The organism is Candidatus Sororendozoicomonas aggregata (genome assembly GCF_031528575.1).
In the GTDB taxonomy this organism is placed as follows: Bacteria; Pseudomonadota; Gammaproteobacteria; order Pseudomonadales; family Endozoicomonadaceae; genus Endonucleibacter; species Endonucleibacter aggregata.
Genome location: NZ_JAVLSP010000005.1, coordinates 1 through 17,870, shown reverse-complemented (window position 1 = coordinate 17,870; position 17,870 = coordinate 1). Strand labels below are relative to the sequence as shown.

Below are 17,870 nucleotides of genomic sequence, written 5' to 3'. Positions count from 1 at the left end.
ATGGCCGCCAGGAGCCTGTCCGAGAATAGCGCCCGTAGCGAGGATTGCGGGAAATTGAGGATAAAAATTTCTGCTTCTGAGGAAAATAGCGGAACTATTTGATGAAGAAGCAGGAATTTTTAGACCAATTTATCGCAACCGCAGTAGGGCAGTCTATTCTCGGTCAGGCTCCTAGGTCGGCCATTGAATTATAGCCTTGAGACAGCAAAAACAGCCTGCTGAAGGAATCTGTATCAGGTTTCTGCGCGGGCTGTTACTCTATAAGAAAGGGCTGATGGTTATGCCCGCCAATGAAAGAACATTTGTTCAAGGGAGAGCGTCCTATGAGTATAATTATTGACCGGCGCCTCAACTCAAAAAAGAAAAGTACCGTTAACCGGCAGCGGTTTTTAAGGCGCTACCGCAGTCTGGTCAAAGAAGCAGTGCAGGATGCCGTTGACCAACGCTCGATTACTGATGTGGATAGTGGCAGTGATATCCATATCCCCAGAAAAGATCTGTCGGAGCCTTTTTTCCACCACGGACAAGGTGGGCAATACGACCAGGTGCATCCGGGTAATAAGGAATTTAACTCTGGTGACCGCATCCAGCGCCCTCCCAGCGGTGGCGGGCAGGGCAGTGGCAGTGGCAAAGCTGGCAATAGCGGCACTGGTGCTGATGAGTTTGTCTTTCAAATCAACAGGGACGAGTTCCTCGAATACCTGTTTGACGATCTTGAATTGCCAAACCTTGTTAGCAAAGAGCTGAAGGACAGCACCGAGTTTAAGCTTAAACGCGCGGGCTTTACCTCAGCCGGGTCACCGGATCGCTTGAGCGTTGTGCGTTCACTGCGAGCAGCCCATGCACGAAGGATTGCTTTGTCGGGTAAAAATCGTCGGCAGATCCGGGAACTCAAGCGAGAGCTGAGGGAAATGGAGGTCAGTGCTGATGAGTTGGATATCGACCGCGCAAAAAAAATTCGTCTGGAAATCAAAACGCTTAACAATAAACTGAAAAAGCTGCCGTTTATTGACGAGTTTGACCTGAAGTACAGCAATCTCATCAAAGTACCGCAGCCTTCCAGTAAGGCCGTGATGTTCTGTGTGATGGATGTATCGGGTTCCATGACCCGAGAGATCAAGGATATTGCCAAGCGTTTTTTCCTGTTGCTCTACCTTTTTCTGGAGCGTAACTATGAGGCCGTGGAAGTGGTATTTATCCGTCACCACAGTGAAGCGCGCGAGTGTGATGAAAATGATTTTTTCTATGCCCGTGAAACGGGCGGCACAGTGGTATCCACCGCGCTTAAGCTAACAGATGAAGTCATTGAAAAAAGGTATTCACCCAATGAGTGGAATATTTATGTAGCACAAGCTTCCGATGGCGATAACTGGGAGGCGGATTCCAGTAAATGCCGTGATATTATCACCCAGAAAATACTGCCGAAGACTCAGTATTATTCGTATGTTGAAATTACGGACAGGCACCACCAGAACCTTTGGCATGAGTACAAGGTGATCGAAAAGGACAACCCAAGCCACTTTGCGATGCAGCAAATTCGCAATCACGGCGATATCTATCCGGTATTCCGTCGCCTGTTTGAAAAAAAGGAGGCCCAGAATGCCTGAACGGAAACAAAAAACCAAAAAGCGTCAGCCTTTATCGAAAGGATCGGAATGGACCTTTGAACTGATTCGTGAATACGACCAGGAAATCGCCAAGCTGGCCAAGCGCTTTAAGTTGGATACCTATCCAAACCAGATAGAGGTGATCAGCTCAGAACAAATGCTCGATGCCTATGCTTCTGTAGGGATGCCCCTGATGTACAATCACTGGAGCTACGGCAAGCAGTTTTTGCAGAATCAGCAGAATTATCAGCGTGGACGCATGGGGCTGGCTTATGAAATAGTCATTAACTCCAACCCGTGTATTGCCTATCTGATGGAAGAGAACACCATGCCTATGCAGGCACTGGTTATTGCCCATGCCTGCTATGGTCATAATTCGTTTTTCAAGGGCAACTACCTGTTCAGGGCCTGGACGGATGCGGATTCCATCATTGATTATCTACTGTTTGCAAAAAACTACATTTCTCAGTGTGAAGAGAAGTATGGCATTGATGCCGTTGAGGATCTGCTCGATGCCTGCCATGCCTTGATGAACCAGGGTGTCAACCGTTACCAGCGGCCTCGGCCTATTTCTGCTGAAGAGGAAAAAGCCCGGGCACAGGAACGTGAGGAATACATCCAGAAAAATCTGAATGATCTATGGCGCACGATTCCTGTCAAAGAGCAGGAGGAAGAAAAACAGGAGCGGCGTTTTCCTGAACACCCGGAAGAAAATATTCTCTACTTTATCGAGAAAAGTGCCCCTCTGCTGGAAACCTGGCAACGTGAACTGATTCGGATCGTGCGAAAGGTTGCTCAGTACTTCTACCCTCAGCGGCAAACGCAGGTGATGAATGAGGGCTGGGCATCATTCTGGCATTACCATTTATGCCATGAGCTATATAACGAAGGGTTGGTGACCGAGGGCTTCATTATGGAGTTTCTCCATTCTCACTCCAATGTCGTGTTTCAGCCCGATTTTGATGATCCCCGATACAGTGGCATTAATCCGTATACTCTGGGCTTTAACATGTTCCAGGATATTCGTCGTATGTGTGAGAACCCGACGGAAGAAGATAAATACTGGTTCCCGGATATTGCCGGTGGCGATTGGCTGGAAACAGTGCACTTTGCCATGAAAAATTTTAAGGATGAAAGCTTTATCTTGCAGTATCTGTCACCGAAGGTCATGCGGGATATGCGACTGTTCTGCATCAACGATGATGAGGGTAATCCTTATCTTGAAGTTAATGCTATTCACAATGAAACAGGCTATCGTCAACTGCGTGAGTCATTGGCTGCACAGTATAACCTGGGCAACAGGGAGCCTAACATTCAGGTATACAATGTCAATGTGCGAGGCGACCGTTCACTGACATTGCGACATTACATGCATCAGGGGCGTCCTCTGGAGTCAGAAAATACCCGGGAGATTATCAAGCACATTCATCGTCTATGGGGATTCGATGTACGACTTGAGTCTGTTGATCAGGAGGACAAAGTGAAAACTATTTATGGCTTACCAACGTCTGAAGAAGAAATCGCCGTTGCCTGAGTAACAGCTTGCCAACCTCCATGGGGTTGGCTTAAACAAAGATAATGATAATAAAGAGCAGGTTTTCTCTGACAGGTTGCAAAAGAAGACTGCTCATGGTCGTTAGTTTGATACCCAGGGATGGCAAATGACTACCGCTAAAATTCCACCAGGCCCACCAAAGGGAAACTCTTATCCAGCCAAAGGAAAAAAAGAAAGCTCTGGGTCTGTGCAAAAAAAAACGGTGCCTGATAAAACCATAAAACACCAGCCGGGTACGCCAAAGCCCCAAAAGAATCTTGCAAAAAGAGCCATTGGACATATGAAAACCGCATTATCTGCGGGCATACAAAAGGCAATAGCCGCAAAATACACCATCTCACCCAACAATATGAAGAAGGTAAGGTATTTACAGGGCCTGATTAAAGCAGTGGCAAAAAAATCAAAAAAACGCGTCTCTGCCAAAGCGGAAAAGGCACCTGATTCAGGCTTTATCAAATTTGCTGAAAAAACAGCGATGAAGCTGGCATCGAAGGGTGATCCCGGTAAAAAGAAGGCAAAGAAAGAGAAAAAGAAAAAAGTGACACGCGCCGATCGTCGTTACAAACGCAAATTTGGTCACAGTAAAGCAGAAGATGAAGGTGATACGGCGATAATGAGTAATAAAGCCAGCACATTCAATGCTGTCGATCGAAAAATAGATAAAACACAAGCAATGGACAGTGTCAAAAAAGATCAGGTGTTCGGAGCGGCCGATGTTCATAAAATCAAGGTCAAAAAGTAACATTGCATTGTCGGCATGCTGTTCATAATTTTTTATGGACAGTGAAGCCCGTGAGAAAAGCATTGACCAGGAGTCTGTCGGACTTATGCTTTCAGCCAAGTATGGCCCTTCCACGAAGGACCGCTTCTCAGCATCAGCTTCTTTTCTAAACAGCGGCTTCTTTCATGTTCAGTCTCGTGGTTTGTCAGCTTTTACGTCACACTGGCTGGAGGTACTTGAACTTTTTACCAACTGATTCGATCAGTGTCATATTCAGCGTCTCAGTGCAGCATCTCCATCTAGAGTAGATTCGGGACAGCCAAAGGTGCTCGTTTAAATAGTGGTTTCTGAAAAAGGGTATAGGGGACGCGGAAAATGCTGACAAACCGGTTAAATCATCTTTCTCCCTGACCTCATCAGGGTCTGGCATAAAACCGAGCCGAAGGTAAAACCCGAGGGCACTACAGACAGGGTCAATTAAATAAAGGTACTCACCTCCGTTTACACGAACTTCAGTGTTAATGATGTAAATCAACAATGACCCTAAAGAAAGAAACTGATACTTATTATTTAAAAAAATCTGGTATAACGCATACATTGGTCTGTTTCTGGTAACAGGGTCAAAAGGTTTGCCAAAAACGGCGGCACTTCCGGCATAGGCTGAACCTTCATAAAACTGAAATCCTAATATACTTAAATTCTCGCAAACCGTCGTGAAAGGACTCCGGACAAGGGTGAATACTCGCTGTGTTTTTTGAATCTGAAAACGGCTTCTGTCGTGGAAAGCAACATGGTTAAACAACATACTGACTTTTCGCCCTTCAATCTGAGTTCGAGATAACAGTTACATCATACTTCAACGACTACTCATCAATGCCTTTCGCTGCACCATTGCTCGGCGCGTGGACAGTTTGAACGCCTGCGTTGGGTTGCGTCGTGTTATGGCCGGTTTACCTGTCGCTGCCTGATTGTCGACCAGTGTGTCAGCCCCCACGTCAGACTGGCTTTAGATACTTGAATTTTTCACACATTTTTTCGCACAGCTTGGTATTTAATAGCTCAGTGTAGCCCTTCCAATAACTGTATTTTCTGCTCATCTTCAGCTTCCTGTCTAAATAGAATTTTCTGTCATCGGGGTTACTTGATCCAGAAAATTGTGACAATCGGTATCCATTTTCTTTTTCTCTAGCCTCATGAGGGTCTGGAATAAAGCCCAGCCGAAGATAGAAACCGAAGGCACTAGCGGCGGGGGACTCAATATAAAGACAGTCACCACCGTTTAAACGAATTTCTGTATTAATGATATAAAGCAACAGTGAACCCAGAGAAAAACGCTGAAATTCTTGATAGAACATAATATCGGACAAAGTATACGACCGTTCTTTTTTGTTAACAGGATCAGAAGGTTGACCAACAATCCTGGCAACTCCGGCAATATTTGAGTCTTCCTTAAGCTTAAGGTCTAATACACTGTCACCATTGTAGTAACTCACCTCACAGTCTCGAACAAGGGTAAAAGTTTTCTTTGAGGAGTCCAGGTTTTGAAAGCGAGCTCCGTGACAAAACGCAATATGAGTAAACATCCTATTGACGTCCATCGGTTCTGAGTTTCATATAACAACCATGCCATTATCATAATGACCACCCATTGACGCCTTTAACCCTCCTATGGCTTTGTGCTTGCTTTGTGAGCAGTCAAGCTCAACACCTGTGTACCAGATCATCGGTCAGGTTTGAGGTATTTGAACTTTTTACACATTGCCTCGCACAGCTTGGTATTCAACGCCTCAGTGTGACACCGCCAAAAAAGGTAGCGCCTGGACAGCGATAGCTTACTATTTAAGTAGTGGTTTCTGATAGAAGATACATCAGCCCCAGCAGATGCTGATAACTGATATTTCTTTTCTGACTCACTAACCCCCTCAGGGTCGGGAAAAAAGCCCAGTTTCAGGTAAAATCCCAAGGCAGTATAAAGGGGGTATTCAATATAGAAGTACCCACCTCCGTTTAAACGGGCTTCTGTGTTAATGATATAGAGCAGCAGTGACCCTAAAGAAAGACGTTGATAATTATTCTCTAACGCAAGGTTGTATAAATGGTACTTTGATCGCCTTGTTTTACTCGAGTGATAAGGGTAGCCAGAAACCGCAGCATATCCGGCGTAGATTGAACCTTCAAATAATTTAAGTTTGAATCTGTATTCAGCCCCCATACGACAGCATATAACAGGTGTCCTTTTAAGGGTAAAAACTTTATCCGTTTTCAGATTCTGAAAGCGGCTCCTGTGACCAAACGCAATATGGGTAAACATCATATTGATTTTTCACCCGTCAAGCTGAATTCGACGTAGCTATAGGAGCCTGTCGGACTTAAGACAATTTCGGCCTGAAATCCAGAAAGCGCGAGAAAGCGCGGCCAGAATTTCCGATCAATTTGCTTAAACAGGTCAACTATTCGCACAAATTGATCGAAAATTCTGACTCGCTCTACTGAATTTTATGTTCAAAAGCATAAGTCCAACGGGCTCCTAGCTAACTATAGCAACTATTCATTAACCCATCGGCGCGGATGTCGCTCAGTTGAACGGAAGCTGTGTTGGGTTGAGTCGTCGTGTAATAGCAGGTGTAATTGTTCTGAAGTCTGGTTTGTCAGCGCTTACGTCAGTGTGGCTGGGGGGAGCTTGAACTTTTTATGAATTGCTTCGCCCAGTGTGATAGTTAACTCTGGGATATTGCACTTCCATCGCTTGTAAGGTCTCGACAGCTTTAGCTTCTCCTCTAAATAGTGTTTTCTTGTATCAGCCACAGTAGATCCAGAAAGTGCTGATAACTCATGATCTTCCACCTCCATAACACTAATAGGGTCGGGAAAAAAGCCCAGTTTCAGGTAAAATCCCAGGGCAGTGTAGATGGGGTAATCTAAATAGAGGTAATTACTTCCGTTTAAACGGGCTTCAGTGATAATGATATAGACCAGCAATGACCCCAAAGAAAGATGCTGAAACTCTTTCTTTAAATCAATATCCAGTAAAGTATACTCTGGCGGCCTTTTGGTAACAGGCTGAAAAAGTTCGCCAATAACTTCGGCAGACCCGGCATAGGTTGAGCCTTCATAAAACTCGAGTTCTGAAGCACTGTACCAGTAATGTTTAACAACAGGTTTACGAACAAGGGTATAAACCTTTCCTGTTTTTTTTCTCTGAAAATGACTCCTGTCACCGAACGCAATATGGGGAAACAACTTACTGATTTGTACACCTGTATTGTCGTTCATTTTGCTATATTCATTACGTTGGAATGTCGAGCTTGAATATTGTGTGATTTACATAGCTTGTCAATATCAGACTGAGGGGGGATTCAGCATAATTTTCACCTTTAACTGGAAAGTTTGATGGGTATTATTACTTGCTACCAGGCAAGATTCAGGCTGGACTGATATTTAATACGTTGCGCTTATTACCCCATATACCTGCTTTCATAAATGAGCCAGGATTTTTTATCATTTTTATGTCCGGAAAATCCCATGGTGGCTTTCTCCATGTGAACTTGCCGACAACTTTGCCTGTATCATTGTTGACAACATCAAACCTCTGCGCGCTGTACCTGAATGAACAACCTCGAACAGAGGCATAATGTAAGCCGATACGGCAACGGCCCTTATGATGATGATAATCGGCGGTGCATGAAGCGGGATTATACACGCCATACATGCATTTACCATGACCACTGGGTTTAACGGTATAACCTTTTTTTGAGTAATATGGCATGCTTGGAGGTATTCTATTTCGAACTTTAAGGGACATATTCGTGCTATAGGCGCTACTTGTCATGGATAAGCTTAATAGAAGAGCCAATAAAGCAAACGTTTTTTTTACTATTGACTTTCTAGCGCGTAAGATATGCTCCGCTCTCATGATATACTCCTACCGTCCATTACTGTCAGGGGGTAGCTCACACTATTTTGTGAGCTGCAACCGCCGATAAAAGTTGTCTGTTTGAACTTTGTCTTTTTACTTAGCGCCACTATACGCCTCGAAAAATCGCAAAGCTGGCTGCTTTCTCATGAGTTTCGCTTTTGGCAAAAGGCCTTGAACAGCTTCTTGCCTTTTTTACTGACTTAACGCCAGAACCGAGCCAAAGCTGAGCTCAATCATCTCATTGAATGACAATTGACGCTCTTCGGGTGTCATATGCTCGCCCCTGCGCAGGTGGTCACTCACGGTGCAGATAGCCAGCCCTTTTGCACCATACTCCGCGCAATTGCCGTACAGACCCGCTGCTTCCATCTCAACACCGAGCACACCATAACGTTCAAGCACATCGACGATATCTTCTTCCGGTGAATAAAACAGGTCTGCGCTAAACAGATTGCCAACACGATAGGCAATATTTTTCTTACGTGCCGTATTCACGGCATTCTCTAGCAGCTCGTAATCGGCAATGGCAGCAAAGTCGTGATCTTTAAACCGGATACGGTTCACTTTGGAGTCTGTACAAGCGCCCATACCGATAATAATGTCACCGAGCTTGACTTCTTCTGATACCGCGCCACAGGAACCAATACGGATGATTTTGTCAACACCGTAATCAGTAATCAGCTCTTTGTAATAAATGGAAGCAGAGGGAATTCCCATACCTGAACCCATCACAGAGACTTTCCTGCCTTGATAGTGGCCGGTATAGCCCAACATATTGCGAACATCCGTTACCAGCTCAGCGCCTTCAAGCAGGTTTTCCGCGATGAACCTGGCACGCAGTGGATCACCGGGCATCAGGCAGATATCGGCAAATGCACCGGGTTTTGCATTAATATGAGGCGTCACAGGAATAATCCTTATGCAAACTGTTTGTTGGTGTTTCAGCGTTACGACTTCCCAGGACCCTGTCGGACTTAAGACAATCTCGGCCTAAAATCCAGAAAGCGCGAGAAAGCATAAGTCCGACAGGCTCCCAGGCATTTTTCAAGACGTTTCCTGAAACTGAAACACCGCTGTTGAATGGAAGGCATTGTTATCCGCTAAGGAATGACTGCCCATACGCCATAGGTGACAAAGCAAAATAACTTGTCAGGCTTTGCCCTATATCGGCAAAGGTATCTCGCTTACCTAAAGAGCCCACGGGTACACTTTTACCGTATACTAACACTGGAATATTTTCCCGCGTATGATCTGTGCCTGGCCAGGTGGGATCACAGCCATGGTCTGCGGTAATAATCAGCACATCACCGTCTTGCATGGCATCCAGCAATCGGGGTAACCGGGCATCGAGGTCTTCGAGTGCCCCGGCGTATCCTGCTACATCACGACGATGCCCATAGGATGAGTCAAAATCGACAAAATTGGTAAAAATAATACTGCGGTCGCCCGCCGTATCCATGGCCTTCAGCGTTGCCTCAAAAAGCGCGGGGATGCCTGTTGCTTTTACCTTATGCGTAATTCCCTGGTGGGCAAAAATATCGGCAATCTTTCCTATACTGATTACCTCTCCGCCACTGGCAACCAACTTGTCGAGCACCGTAGGCGCCGGTGGTAAAACGGAATAATCCCTGCGGTTTCCGGTTCGCTTGAAGTCACGGGCGTTGCTGCCAACAAAAGGACGGGCGATAACACGACCTATATTGTAGGAGTCAAGCAATAGACGGGCGGTCTCGCAAAGTTTATATAAACGATCCAGGCCATAGCTTTGTTCATGACAGGCAATTTGAAATACGCTGTCGGCAGAGGTGTAAACGATGGGCTTGCCCGATCGCATATGCTCTTCGCCCAACTCGGCAATAATAGTGGTACCCGAAGCATGACAGTTACCGAGTACGCCGGGGAGGTTGGCTTTTTCAATGAGCTGATTCAATAGCGCTGCCGGAAAGCTGTTGCTGGCCTCACTAAAGTAACCCCAGTCAGACAGCACAGGTACACCCGCTATTTCCCAGTGACCACTGGGTGTATCTTTGCCGCTGGAAATCTCCTGGGCAAAACCATAGGCTCCCCGTAAAGGAATATTTCTATCCATACCCGCAGGAAACTCACCACTTGAAGCTTCTGCTGCGATAGTCAGCCCAAGACTTGACAGGACGGGAAGCGTTAATGGTCCCTGACGGTTGTAATCAGCACTATCATCAGCAAGCCCCCGCGCACAAGCCTTGGCAATGTTGCCAAAGGTATTGGCGCCAACATCACCAAACTTATCGGCATCGTCAGATGCTCCGATTCCGAAGGAGTCCATGACGAGAATGATGGCTCGTTTCATTAATATACCCGCTCAAAAAGCTATTATTGCGGATCATACTATCCACGATCATTATTTGGTAAAATAGTACATGGTATTTACGCATATTTTACAAAAAAAATACTGCGAAAGGCTCCCAGGGGGCTGAGCCATTGGGCCACCTCAGGATGCCACTTGTCATTACCTTCCAGTTACACTTCACCAAAATATATACCATAGTACCAAAATAAAACCTGAACTTAGCCGTTCAGAGCCGTTTCCCCATAAGGAATAAGACTCTCTGCAAGTTATACCAATGGCTTTTTCTCCATGTGACAAAATCCCCCATCTTTATACCGAACTCAGATCAGCAGAGCTGAGTCTATACTTGAACAATCTCTTCTCAAATTTAAAGGAAAGGGACATGGCAGGTCGGTATGTCATTGCTCAAGGAGACGCTGGCGCAAAGCGGCTTGAAAAACTGGCAGAAGCCACCTGGCCTGCCAGCTATGATTTTTTGGTTTCGCAAGGCATTGGCGCAGGTCAGCACTGCCTTGAGGTTGGCTGTGCTGCTGGGGCTGTTTCAGAGCGGCTGTTATCAGTGGTTGGCTCGGCAGGTTCTGTGACCGGCCTGGATATTGACCCCGAGTCTGTCGCGATTGCGCAAAAACGTTTGTCTCACCATTCAAATGCTCGTTTTCACGCTATCGATATCGAAACAGCCAATGCCTTTGACCTGCCAGGGCAGTACGATCTTATCTATTGCCGATTCTTGTTAAAGCATCTCAAAGACCCCTTAGCCTTGCTACAAAAGCTCAAGCCATTACTAAGCCCCACAGGGCAGCTGGTGGCACAAGATATGGCTGAGGACTCTTCTTGTTATCCTGATAGCGTCGCTTTTTACACCCTGGTATCAGCTTTAAAGCAAGTCTTCAGAAGTCGTGAGTGTTATTCTGATCTGGCAAATGTACTGCCAAAACTATACAACGATTGTCATTTGAAAGTAAGCCGACTTCATGCTGTGAGGCTACAGCCCAGCAATCTGACCAAAGAAATCTTCTTACAAACTTTATATGATATGAAAGATGCGATAGTCCAGGAACAGGTTTTATCCTCGAACACGTTTGATGTTATGCATAAGTCACTGACAGCCTTTTTTAATGAACCCTACACTTTCTACTTTATACCGACGCAGATAATCATTGCAGGAAAAGCATGAATTCTTACCTATACTGAGATTTTTCATCAAGAGAGTTTTGTTATGAAGGGTCGTTATATATTAGCTCAGGGGCAGTCAGACGCTCAAAGGCTACAGTTAATGGCTGACGTCACCTGGTCGCGTAGTCGGGATTTTCTTTCCAGTCAGGGGCTGAGTGAAGGCTGCCACTGTCTTGAGGTTGGTTGTGGAATGGGTCATATTTCTGAAAAATTATTAGAGATGGTTGGCAAAACAGGTTCAGTGACAGGCCTGGACATTGATGCAGAGTCTGTCCAGATGGCTCAGACGCGATTATCTCAGCACCCCAATGTAACTTTTCACCAAATTGACGTTGAAGCTTGTGATTCCTTTGATTTGCCCAAGCGTTACGACTTTATTTACTGTCGTTTATTATTAGTACACTTAAAAGACCCACTTTCTCTGTTAAAAAAACTCAAGCCATTGTTAGCCCCGTCTGGGCAGTTAATTGTTGAAGATGTAGAGACGGAATTTTCCTGCTATCCCCCTAATGTGGCTTTCAGTGCGCTGTGCGCTGCCGCAAAACAACTGTGGAGGCTTCGTGAGGGTTACCCGAATCTGGTTGAGTCGCTCCCCCGGTTATATCAGCAGTGTCAGCTCAGTGTCTGTGGCCTCGATGCTGCCAGGCATGAAAACTATGAACTGAGCAAAAAATTCTACCTCCTTTCACTGCTTAGTATGAAGGATGCGATGCTCAGCGAGAAAGTGTTGACGGAAAAAGAGTTTGACACGTTGCACGATTCGGTCAGTCACTTTTTTGATCAACCTTATACGCTGGCCTTCAAACCAAAATACTTTATCGTTGCGGGTAAAAGCGACACTTCCAGCTCACAATAGTCAGTAATTAAGGAGGGTATGGATTCATTCCAGAGTAATCGGGAGTTGCGTTAATTCCCATATAAAACTATATCAGAGTCGTCCCCATGAAAGTGGGGACTTATTGTCGTATTTGTCGTATTGAATTCCTTCCTTAAAACGAATGACGAACTACTACTGTTTTCTGAAATACAGCTTCCTTAAGTTTGCGGAACCCTGGCTTTTTTTGTGCTATATGAATATATGCCCAACAAATAGACACAGGTATACAAAATGCGGAAGTTTTTTTTTATCCCTACTTTTTCTACTTTTTCTACTTTTTCTACTTTTTCTACTTTATATTCCTGCCCAAGGAAGCATTTCCTTCATCAGGCAACAACCTTGAATTATATTTTCAAAAAATAAGCCATGTTGAAGTCAATCATAAAGAAAAAGAGGGGGGAGAGATAAGTAATATAACATTCAAAGATTCCAGAAAATTCTCTCCAAGAAACCATGTTTATATAGGAGAATTGAATAGAGAGTCTGCATTAATATTTTCGGCTATTAGAGATGAAAGTATTTTCTTGTTTAGTGTATTAGAAGATGTGGAAGTTATTCATACGCCAGCCAATGGAATAAAAAACAGCTCCTCTCCAGACAAACAGGAATATCTGTTTTTAGATACAGTTGGTTTTGGTGAGGTTAATAAAAGCCTGAAAGATATGTTGAAAAAAGGTTATCCTTTTACATTGTTTGTCAATAAAGAAAGTCAGGCAGCATCAAGACGCATTATAAAAAACAGTGTTCGTCATGTAGACGATGCCTATTCACTATGGATTCAACAGGTTCAAGAGTCACACGATAAAGCATTTCTAGAGACGATGATTGGTGAGTGCAGAAATACTAATAGCCTGATAAACATACTTTTTGAGGTTGCAGATGCAAAAACAGGCCATTTTTATCCACAAAATGACAAAAAAACAAAGAGTACTGATTTTTTTGACCTGCTTTTTTTGGTGGATTCGGACTTCTCTATATTCAAAGGAAATATAAAACTGTATAAATGGATAAAAGATAAAGAACCAGTGAGAATGACAGAAACAGCTATTCTGGCAGTTCACCCTGAAGACAGGCTTAATTATAAGACCAGTAAAACGGAGAAGATTAAGAGTGGTTTTTGGGGCACTAAGACCAGCAAAGCTGATCATCATAAGCTTTCATACCTTTTTGTATTACCGCATCCACCAAAGACATATCATAGGTTTGAAGCAGTTGACGGTGAAAATATTGAAATCATTAATGGAGACACTGTTGATAATTATACAAACTTAGAGGATTTACTCAATGAAACTGTCCAGAATCTCGAAAGAAAACAAGTAGATGCTGCCCATATTGTGCTGGCGAAATACTGGACTTTCCCTTCGCGTACTGAAAAGGGCAAAAAAGATTCCAGGTATGTAGCTCGGCAAATGGTATATAACAGGTTGCCTGGTACTACAAAGCAGCAGCTTAACATACCCGATAGTACTGGCGCTAAAAATAGTGTACTGAATTCGGAGGGTGTTTTACATCAACCACCGCCCCCCAAATTATCAACAAAAAATGATTGGGCGACCTCAGACCCTGGAACCAGTAATGATCAGGCGCATTGTGCTACCACACGGTCTGATACTCGCCCTGGAGTGATGCCTGCTGAAGTTCGCTACGCAGCTTCTATTGAAAAAACCTGGAGTGAGGATACGACAGGCATCCACAGCGCATTTACCCATGGGAATAAAACCATTGAACCAGGGGGTAACAAGCTATCTCTGGCGCCTGATACAGGCATTATCGCAGATAATTATGATACACAAATGGCCAGCTTTATCGCTCTTTTTGAGAAAATTTTGAGAAACTTGGAGACTAAACGTATTACCATTATCCATAAAGTTGAAAAGTCTGATGTCATCCCAGTAGTGAGGGCTATGAGACCGGGTGAAAATTGGTACTATGCACCGACACCTGTGGATAAAACCGTTGAAGAACAAACATTGCTTGGTAGTTCAGGGGAAAGTGAGTGTATATCTCAATCCGAGACAACAGAAGAAGAGGGAAGTGAGGACTCTATATATAGCAGTTTTGAATCTATCAATAATCAAGCTGAGAAGTTAGTGGGGGAATATGACGATTCGGATAACCTGTCAGAATGTTTCGGAGATAGCAATAAAACAGGTGCCGGGAAAGTCGAAAAAGTGGATGATATCTCAGGCAGGGTACCATGGGCCTTTGGTGAAGAGCCAATTGAAGAGTTAACGCCTGTTTTACAGCCTTTGATAGAAACTGACCTTTAATGACAGGCTGGGAGCCTGTCGGACTTAAGACAATTTCGGCCTAAAATCCAGAAAGTGCGAGAAAGTGCGAGAAAGTGCGAGAGAGTGCGAGACAGTGCGGCCAGAATTTCCGATCAATTTGCTTAAATAGGTCAACTATTCGTACAAATTGATCGAAAATTCTGACTCACCCTACTGAATTTTATGCTCGAAAGCATAAGTCCGACAGGCTCCTGGCGCATTTTGGGTATATACGACAATACTCAAATCGTCCAGAAGCAACGGTGAACCTAATGAGCCACCTTACCCTGTCCAAAAAAAGTTATACCTTACGGGCCGTGCCCTTTATAATGTAACGTTTGTGTTTGTTAGGGAGTGACTGCGTGGAAACCATTACAGTTCAGGGTGCCCGTACCCATAACCTTAAAAATATTGAACTGGAAATCCCCCGTGACAAGCTGGTTGTGATTACCGGATTGTCGGGTTCGGGCAAGTCATCCCTCGCATTTGACACCTTATATGCAGAAGGTCAGCGTCGGTATGTGGAATCCCTGTCAGCTTATGCCCGACAGTTTTTATCCATGATGGAAAAACCTGACGTTGATCATATTGAAGGTCTTTCACCGGCGATTTCTATCGAGCAAAAATCCACCAGCCACAATCCTCGTTCTACTGTGGGTACCATCACGGAAATTTATGATTACCTGCGCTTATTGTTTGCCAGAACAGGTATTCCCCGTTGTCCCATACACAAGCAGCCCCTTGAGGCCCAGACGGTCAGCCAGATGGTAGACCAGGTATTAGCCTTGCCCGAAGGCACAAAGCTGATGCTGTTGGCACCTCTGGTGCGGGGTCGAAAAGGCGAGCACCTGCATGTGTTCAATGAACTGAAAAGCCAGGGGTTCATTCGTGCGCGCATCAATGGCATTGTCACCGATCTTGATACGGCACCCACCCTCGACAAAAAGAAAAAGCATACCATTGAAGTGGTGGTGGATCGTTTTAAAGTGCGTGACGATATCCAGTTGCGATTATCTGAATCCTTTGAAACAGCGTTGGCACTCACTGATGGTCTGGCGGCCATCAGTTTTATGGATGCCGACCAGGCGGATCAGATCTTCTCTGCCCGCTTTGCCTGCCCGGAGTGTGGCTATAGTCTGGATGAGCTGGAACCCCGCCTGTTTTCATTCAACAATCCCGCAGGTGCCTGTCCGTATTGTGATGGGTTGGGCGTTAAACAATTTTTTGATCAGCACCTTATCGTTCAACACCCTGAGCTAACACTGGCTGAAGGTGCCATTCGTGGCTGGGATCGTCGCAGTGTCTACTACTTTCACCTGTTAAAATCCTTAGCGGCTCACTACTCGTTTGACCTTGATACCCCCTTTGATGAATTAACGGCCCATCAGCAAGACATTATTCTTAACGGCTCTGGTGATGAAAAGATAGACTTCAGCTATGTGAACGACCGCGGCGATGTTTACCGCAAGCGCCATTGCTTTGAAGGCATTATCCCGAACTTTGAACGACGCTATAGAGATACAGAGTCCCAGTCTGTTCGCGAAGAACTGGCTAAATACCTCAGTACCCAGGCCTGCCCAAGCTGTAAAGGCGCAAGACTCAAACAGGAGGCGCGCCATGTGTTTATCAATGATGAAACACTGCCCGAGCTGGTCAAACTGCCTGTGGAAAAATCGCTCGATTATTTTCAGTCCCTTGAGCTACCGGGGCGTCGTGGTGAAATTGCCACCAAAATTCTGAAGGAAATCTGTGACCGATTAAGCTTTTTGGTGAATGTGGGTCTCAACTATCTCACCCTCGATCGCAGCGCGGATACGCTTTCCGGCGGCGAAGCGCAACGCATTCGTTTAGCCAGCCAGATTGGTGCTGGCCTTGTGGGGGTGATGTATATTCTGGATGAACCCAGTATTGGTTTACATCAGCGGGATAATGAGCGCTTGCTGAATACGCTGACCCGTTTGCGAAACCTGGGTAATACGGTCATTGTCGTAGAACATGATGAAGATGCCATACGTCATGCTGACTATGTTGTTGATATTGGCCCCGGTGCCGGTGTCCACGGTGGTAATATTGTGGCGCGGGGGACACCAGCGCAGGTAATGGATACGGAAGCCTCCCTTACAGGACAGTACTTGTCAGGTGTTAAAAAGATTGCTGTACCCGGTGAGCGAACACCGGTTAATAAAAAGAAAATGGTAAAGCTGACAGGGTGTACCGGTAATAACCTGAAAAATGTATCACTGGACATTCCTGTGGGGTTGATGACATGCATTACCGGTGTTTCTGGTTCGGGTAAATCCACGCTGATTAACGGTACGTTGTATCCGGTTGCAGCTCAGGCATTGAATAAAGCGACGACCTTGACCACTGCACCTTATAAGCGTATCACAGGCTTAACCCACCTCGATAAATGTATCGATATTGACCAAAGCCCTATTGGGCGGACACCACGCTCTAACCCGGCCACTTATACGGGCATTTTTACCGCTATTCGCGAACTCTTTGCCGGCACGCAGGAATCGCGCTCCCGTGGCTATAAGCCCGGACGCTTTAGCTTTAACGTGAAAGGTGGTCGCTGTGAAGCCTGTCAGGGAGACGGTGTGATAAAAGTTGAAATGCACTTCTTACCCGATATTTATGTTCCGTGTGATGTTTGTAAGGGCAAGCGTTATAACCGTGAGACACTGGACGTAAAATACAAGGGTAAAAATATTCACGAAGTATTGGCAATGACTGTTGAAGAAGCCCTGGCGTTTTTTGATGCTATTCCGGCGATAAAACGCAAGCTGCAAACGCTAATGGATGTTGGTCTGTCGTATATTAACCTGGGACAAAATGCCACAACCCTTTCGGGAGGTGAAGCCCAGCGGGTGAAATTGGCAAAAGAACTGTCGAAACGAGACACGGGAAAAACCCTGTATATTCTGGATGAACCGACAACGGGGTTGCACTTCCACGATATACAACAATTGCTTACTGTTTTACACCGGCTCAGGGATCATGGCAATACGGTTGTAGTCATTGAGCACAATCTTGATGTGATTAAAACCGCTGACTGGGTGGTTGATCTTGGCCCTGAAGGGGGAGATGGTGGCGGCGAGGTGGTAGCCGTGGGTACCCCTGAAACGATAGTTACACACACACCCTCTCATACGGGGCGTTTTTTGCGAACGGTTCTGCCTCCTTGTGAAGCTTGACACTGGCGTCAGGCAAAATCATTTGGTGCTCTTTTCCTTGGAAGCAGTCTTAAAAGTCTGCCCGTAGCGAGGACCGCGATAAATTGGTCTAAAAATTTCTCGTAATCCTCGCTACGGGCGCTATTCTCGGTCAGGCTCCTAGGAGGCTGTCCGAGAATAGACTACCCTACTGCGGTGGCAGCAAATTGGTCTAAAAAGTCGGAAATTTTTAGCAAATAGAACCAC

The 17,870-nt window shown here is 45.3% G+C and carries 14 protein-coding genes; 7 read left to right on the top strand and 7 right to left on the bottom strand.

Annotated features, from left to right (window positions below; translation table 11 throughout):
- The first annotated feature begins 323 nt into the window (after nucleotides 1-323).
- The 3 genes from V4C51_RS01640 to V4C51_RS01630 all read left to right on the top strand — a co-directional run bounded on the left by V4C51_RS01640 (nucleotide 324) and on the right by V4C51_RS01630 (nucleotide 3,904).
- Nucleotides 324-1,607, top strand: a complete 1,284-nt coding sequence (locus V4C51_RS01640) for a YeaH/YhbH family protein (protein ID WP_330924379.1) — start codon at nucleotides 324-326, stop codon at nucleotides 1,605-1,607.
- Nucleotides 1,600-3,141: a SpoVR family protein gene (locus tag V4C51_RS01635; protein ID WP_330924378.1), complete on the top strand. Its 1,542-nt coding sequence runs from the start codon at nucleotides 1,600-1,602 to the stop codon at nucleotides 3,139-3,141. The genes V4C51_RS01640 and V4C51_RS01635 overlap by 8 nt, the downstream gene beginning before the upstream one ends.
- A 127-nt stretch (nucleotides 3,142-3,268) precedes the next feature.
- Nucleotides 3,269-3,904, top strand: a complete 636-nt coding sequence (locus V4C51_RS01630; protein WP_330924377.1) for a hypothetical protein — start codon at nucleotides 3,269-3,271, stop codon at nucleotides 3,902-3,904.
- A 196-nt stretch (nucleotides 3,905-4,100) separates the two neighbouring features.
- Here V4C51_RS01630 and V4C51_RS01625 read toward each other — a convergent pair whose 3' ends face one another.
- The 7 genes from V4C51_RS01625 to V4C51_RS01595 form a co-directional block, all read right to left on the bottom strand.
- Nucleotides 4,101-4,688 carry a hypothetical protein gene (locus V4C51_RS01625; RefSeq protein ID WP_330924376.1) on the bottom strand — a complete coding sequence of 196 codons (588 nt, stop codon included), beginning with the start codon at nucleotides 4,686-4,688 and terminating at the stop codon, nucleotides 4,101-4,103.
- A 190-nt stretch (nucleotides 4,689-4,878) separates the two neighbouring features.
- Nucleotides 4,879-5,466 carry a hypothetical protein gene (locus V4C51_RS01620; RefSeq protein WP_330924375.1) on the bottom strand — a complete coding sequence of 196 codons (588 nt, stop codon included), beginning with the start codon at nucleotides 5,464-5,466 and terminating at the stop codon, nucleotides 4,879-4,881.
- A 137-nt stretch (nucleotides 5,467-5,603) separates the two neighbouring features.
- Nucleotides 5,604-6,197, bottom strand: a complete 594-nt coding sequence (locus V4C51_RS01615) for a hypothetical protein (protein WP_330924374.1) — start codon at nucleotides 6,195-6,197, stop codon at nucleotides 5,604-5,606.
- Between the two features lie 341 nt (nucleotides 6,198-6,538).
- Complete coding sequence (locus V4C51_RS01610) at nucleotides 6,539-7,156, bottom strand: N-acetyltransferase (protein ID WP_330924373.1); 618 nt, start codon at nucleotides 7,154-7,156, stop codon at nucleotides 6,539-6,541.
- A gap of 148 nt (nucleotides 7,157-7,304) precedes the next feature.
- Nucleotides 7,305-7,796 (bottom strand): hypothetical protein, encoded by a 492-nt coding sequence (locus V4C51_RS01605; RefSeq protein ID WP_330924372.1) that lies wholly within the window; start codon nucleotides 7,794-7,796, stop codon nucleotides 7,305-7,307.
- A 195-nt stretch (nucleotides 7,797-7,991) separates the two neighbouring features.
- Nucleotides 7,992-8,705 (bottom strand): purine-nucleoside phosphorylase, encoded by a 714-nt coding sequence (gene deoD / locus V4C51_RS01600; RefSeq protein ID WP_330924371.1) that lies wholly within the window; start codon nucleotides 8,703-8,705, stop codon nucleotides 7,992-7,994.
- Between the two features lie 187 nt (nucleotides 8,706-8,892).
- A complete protein-coding gene (locus tag V4C51_RS01595; RefSeq protein WP_330924370.1) occupies nucleotides 8,893-10,125 on the bottom strand; it encodes a phosphopentomutase in 1,233 nt (410 codons plus the stop codon).
- Between the two features lie 382 nt (nucleotides 10,126-10,507).
- Here V4C51_RS01595 and V4C51_RS01590 point away from each other — a divergent pair, with 382 nt between their 5' ends.
- From V4C51_RS01590 to uvrA, 4 genes are all read left to right on the top strand, one after another.
- On the top strand, nucleotides 10,508-11,302 hold the full coding sequence (locus V4C51_RS01590; RefSeq protein WP_330924369.1) for a methyltransferase: 795 nt from the start codon (nucleotides 10,508-10,510) through the stop codon (nucleotides 11,300-11,302).
- A gap of 42 nt (nucleotides 11,303-11,344) precedes the next feature.
- Nucleotides 11,345-12,157: a class I SAM-dependent methyltransferase gene (locus tag V4C51_RS01585; RefSeq protein WP_330924368.1), complete on the top strand. Its 813-nt coding sequence runs from the start codon at nucleotides 11,345-11,347 to the stop codon at nucleotides 12,155-12,157.
- A gap of 491 nt (nucleotides 12,158-12,648) precedes the next feature.
- The gene (locus tag V4C51_RS01580; protein WP_330924367.1) at nucleotides 12,649-14,448 is read left to right on the top strand and encodes a hypothetical protein; all 1,800 of its coding nucleotides are present in this window, start codon (nucleotides 12,649-12,651) and stop codon (nucleotides 14,446-14,448) included.
- Between the two features lie 362 nt (nucleotides 14,449-14,810).
- Nucleotides 14,811-17,645, top strand: a complete 2,835-nt coding sequence (gene uvrA / locus V4C51_RS01575) for an excinuclease ABC subunit UvrA (RefSeq protein ID WP_330924366.1) — start codon at nucleotides 14,811-14,813, stop codon at nucleotides 17,643-17,645.
- Nucleotides 17,646-17,870 lie beyond the last annotated feature (225 nt).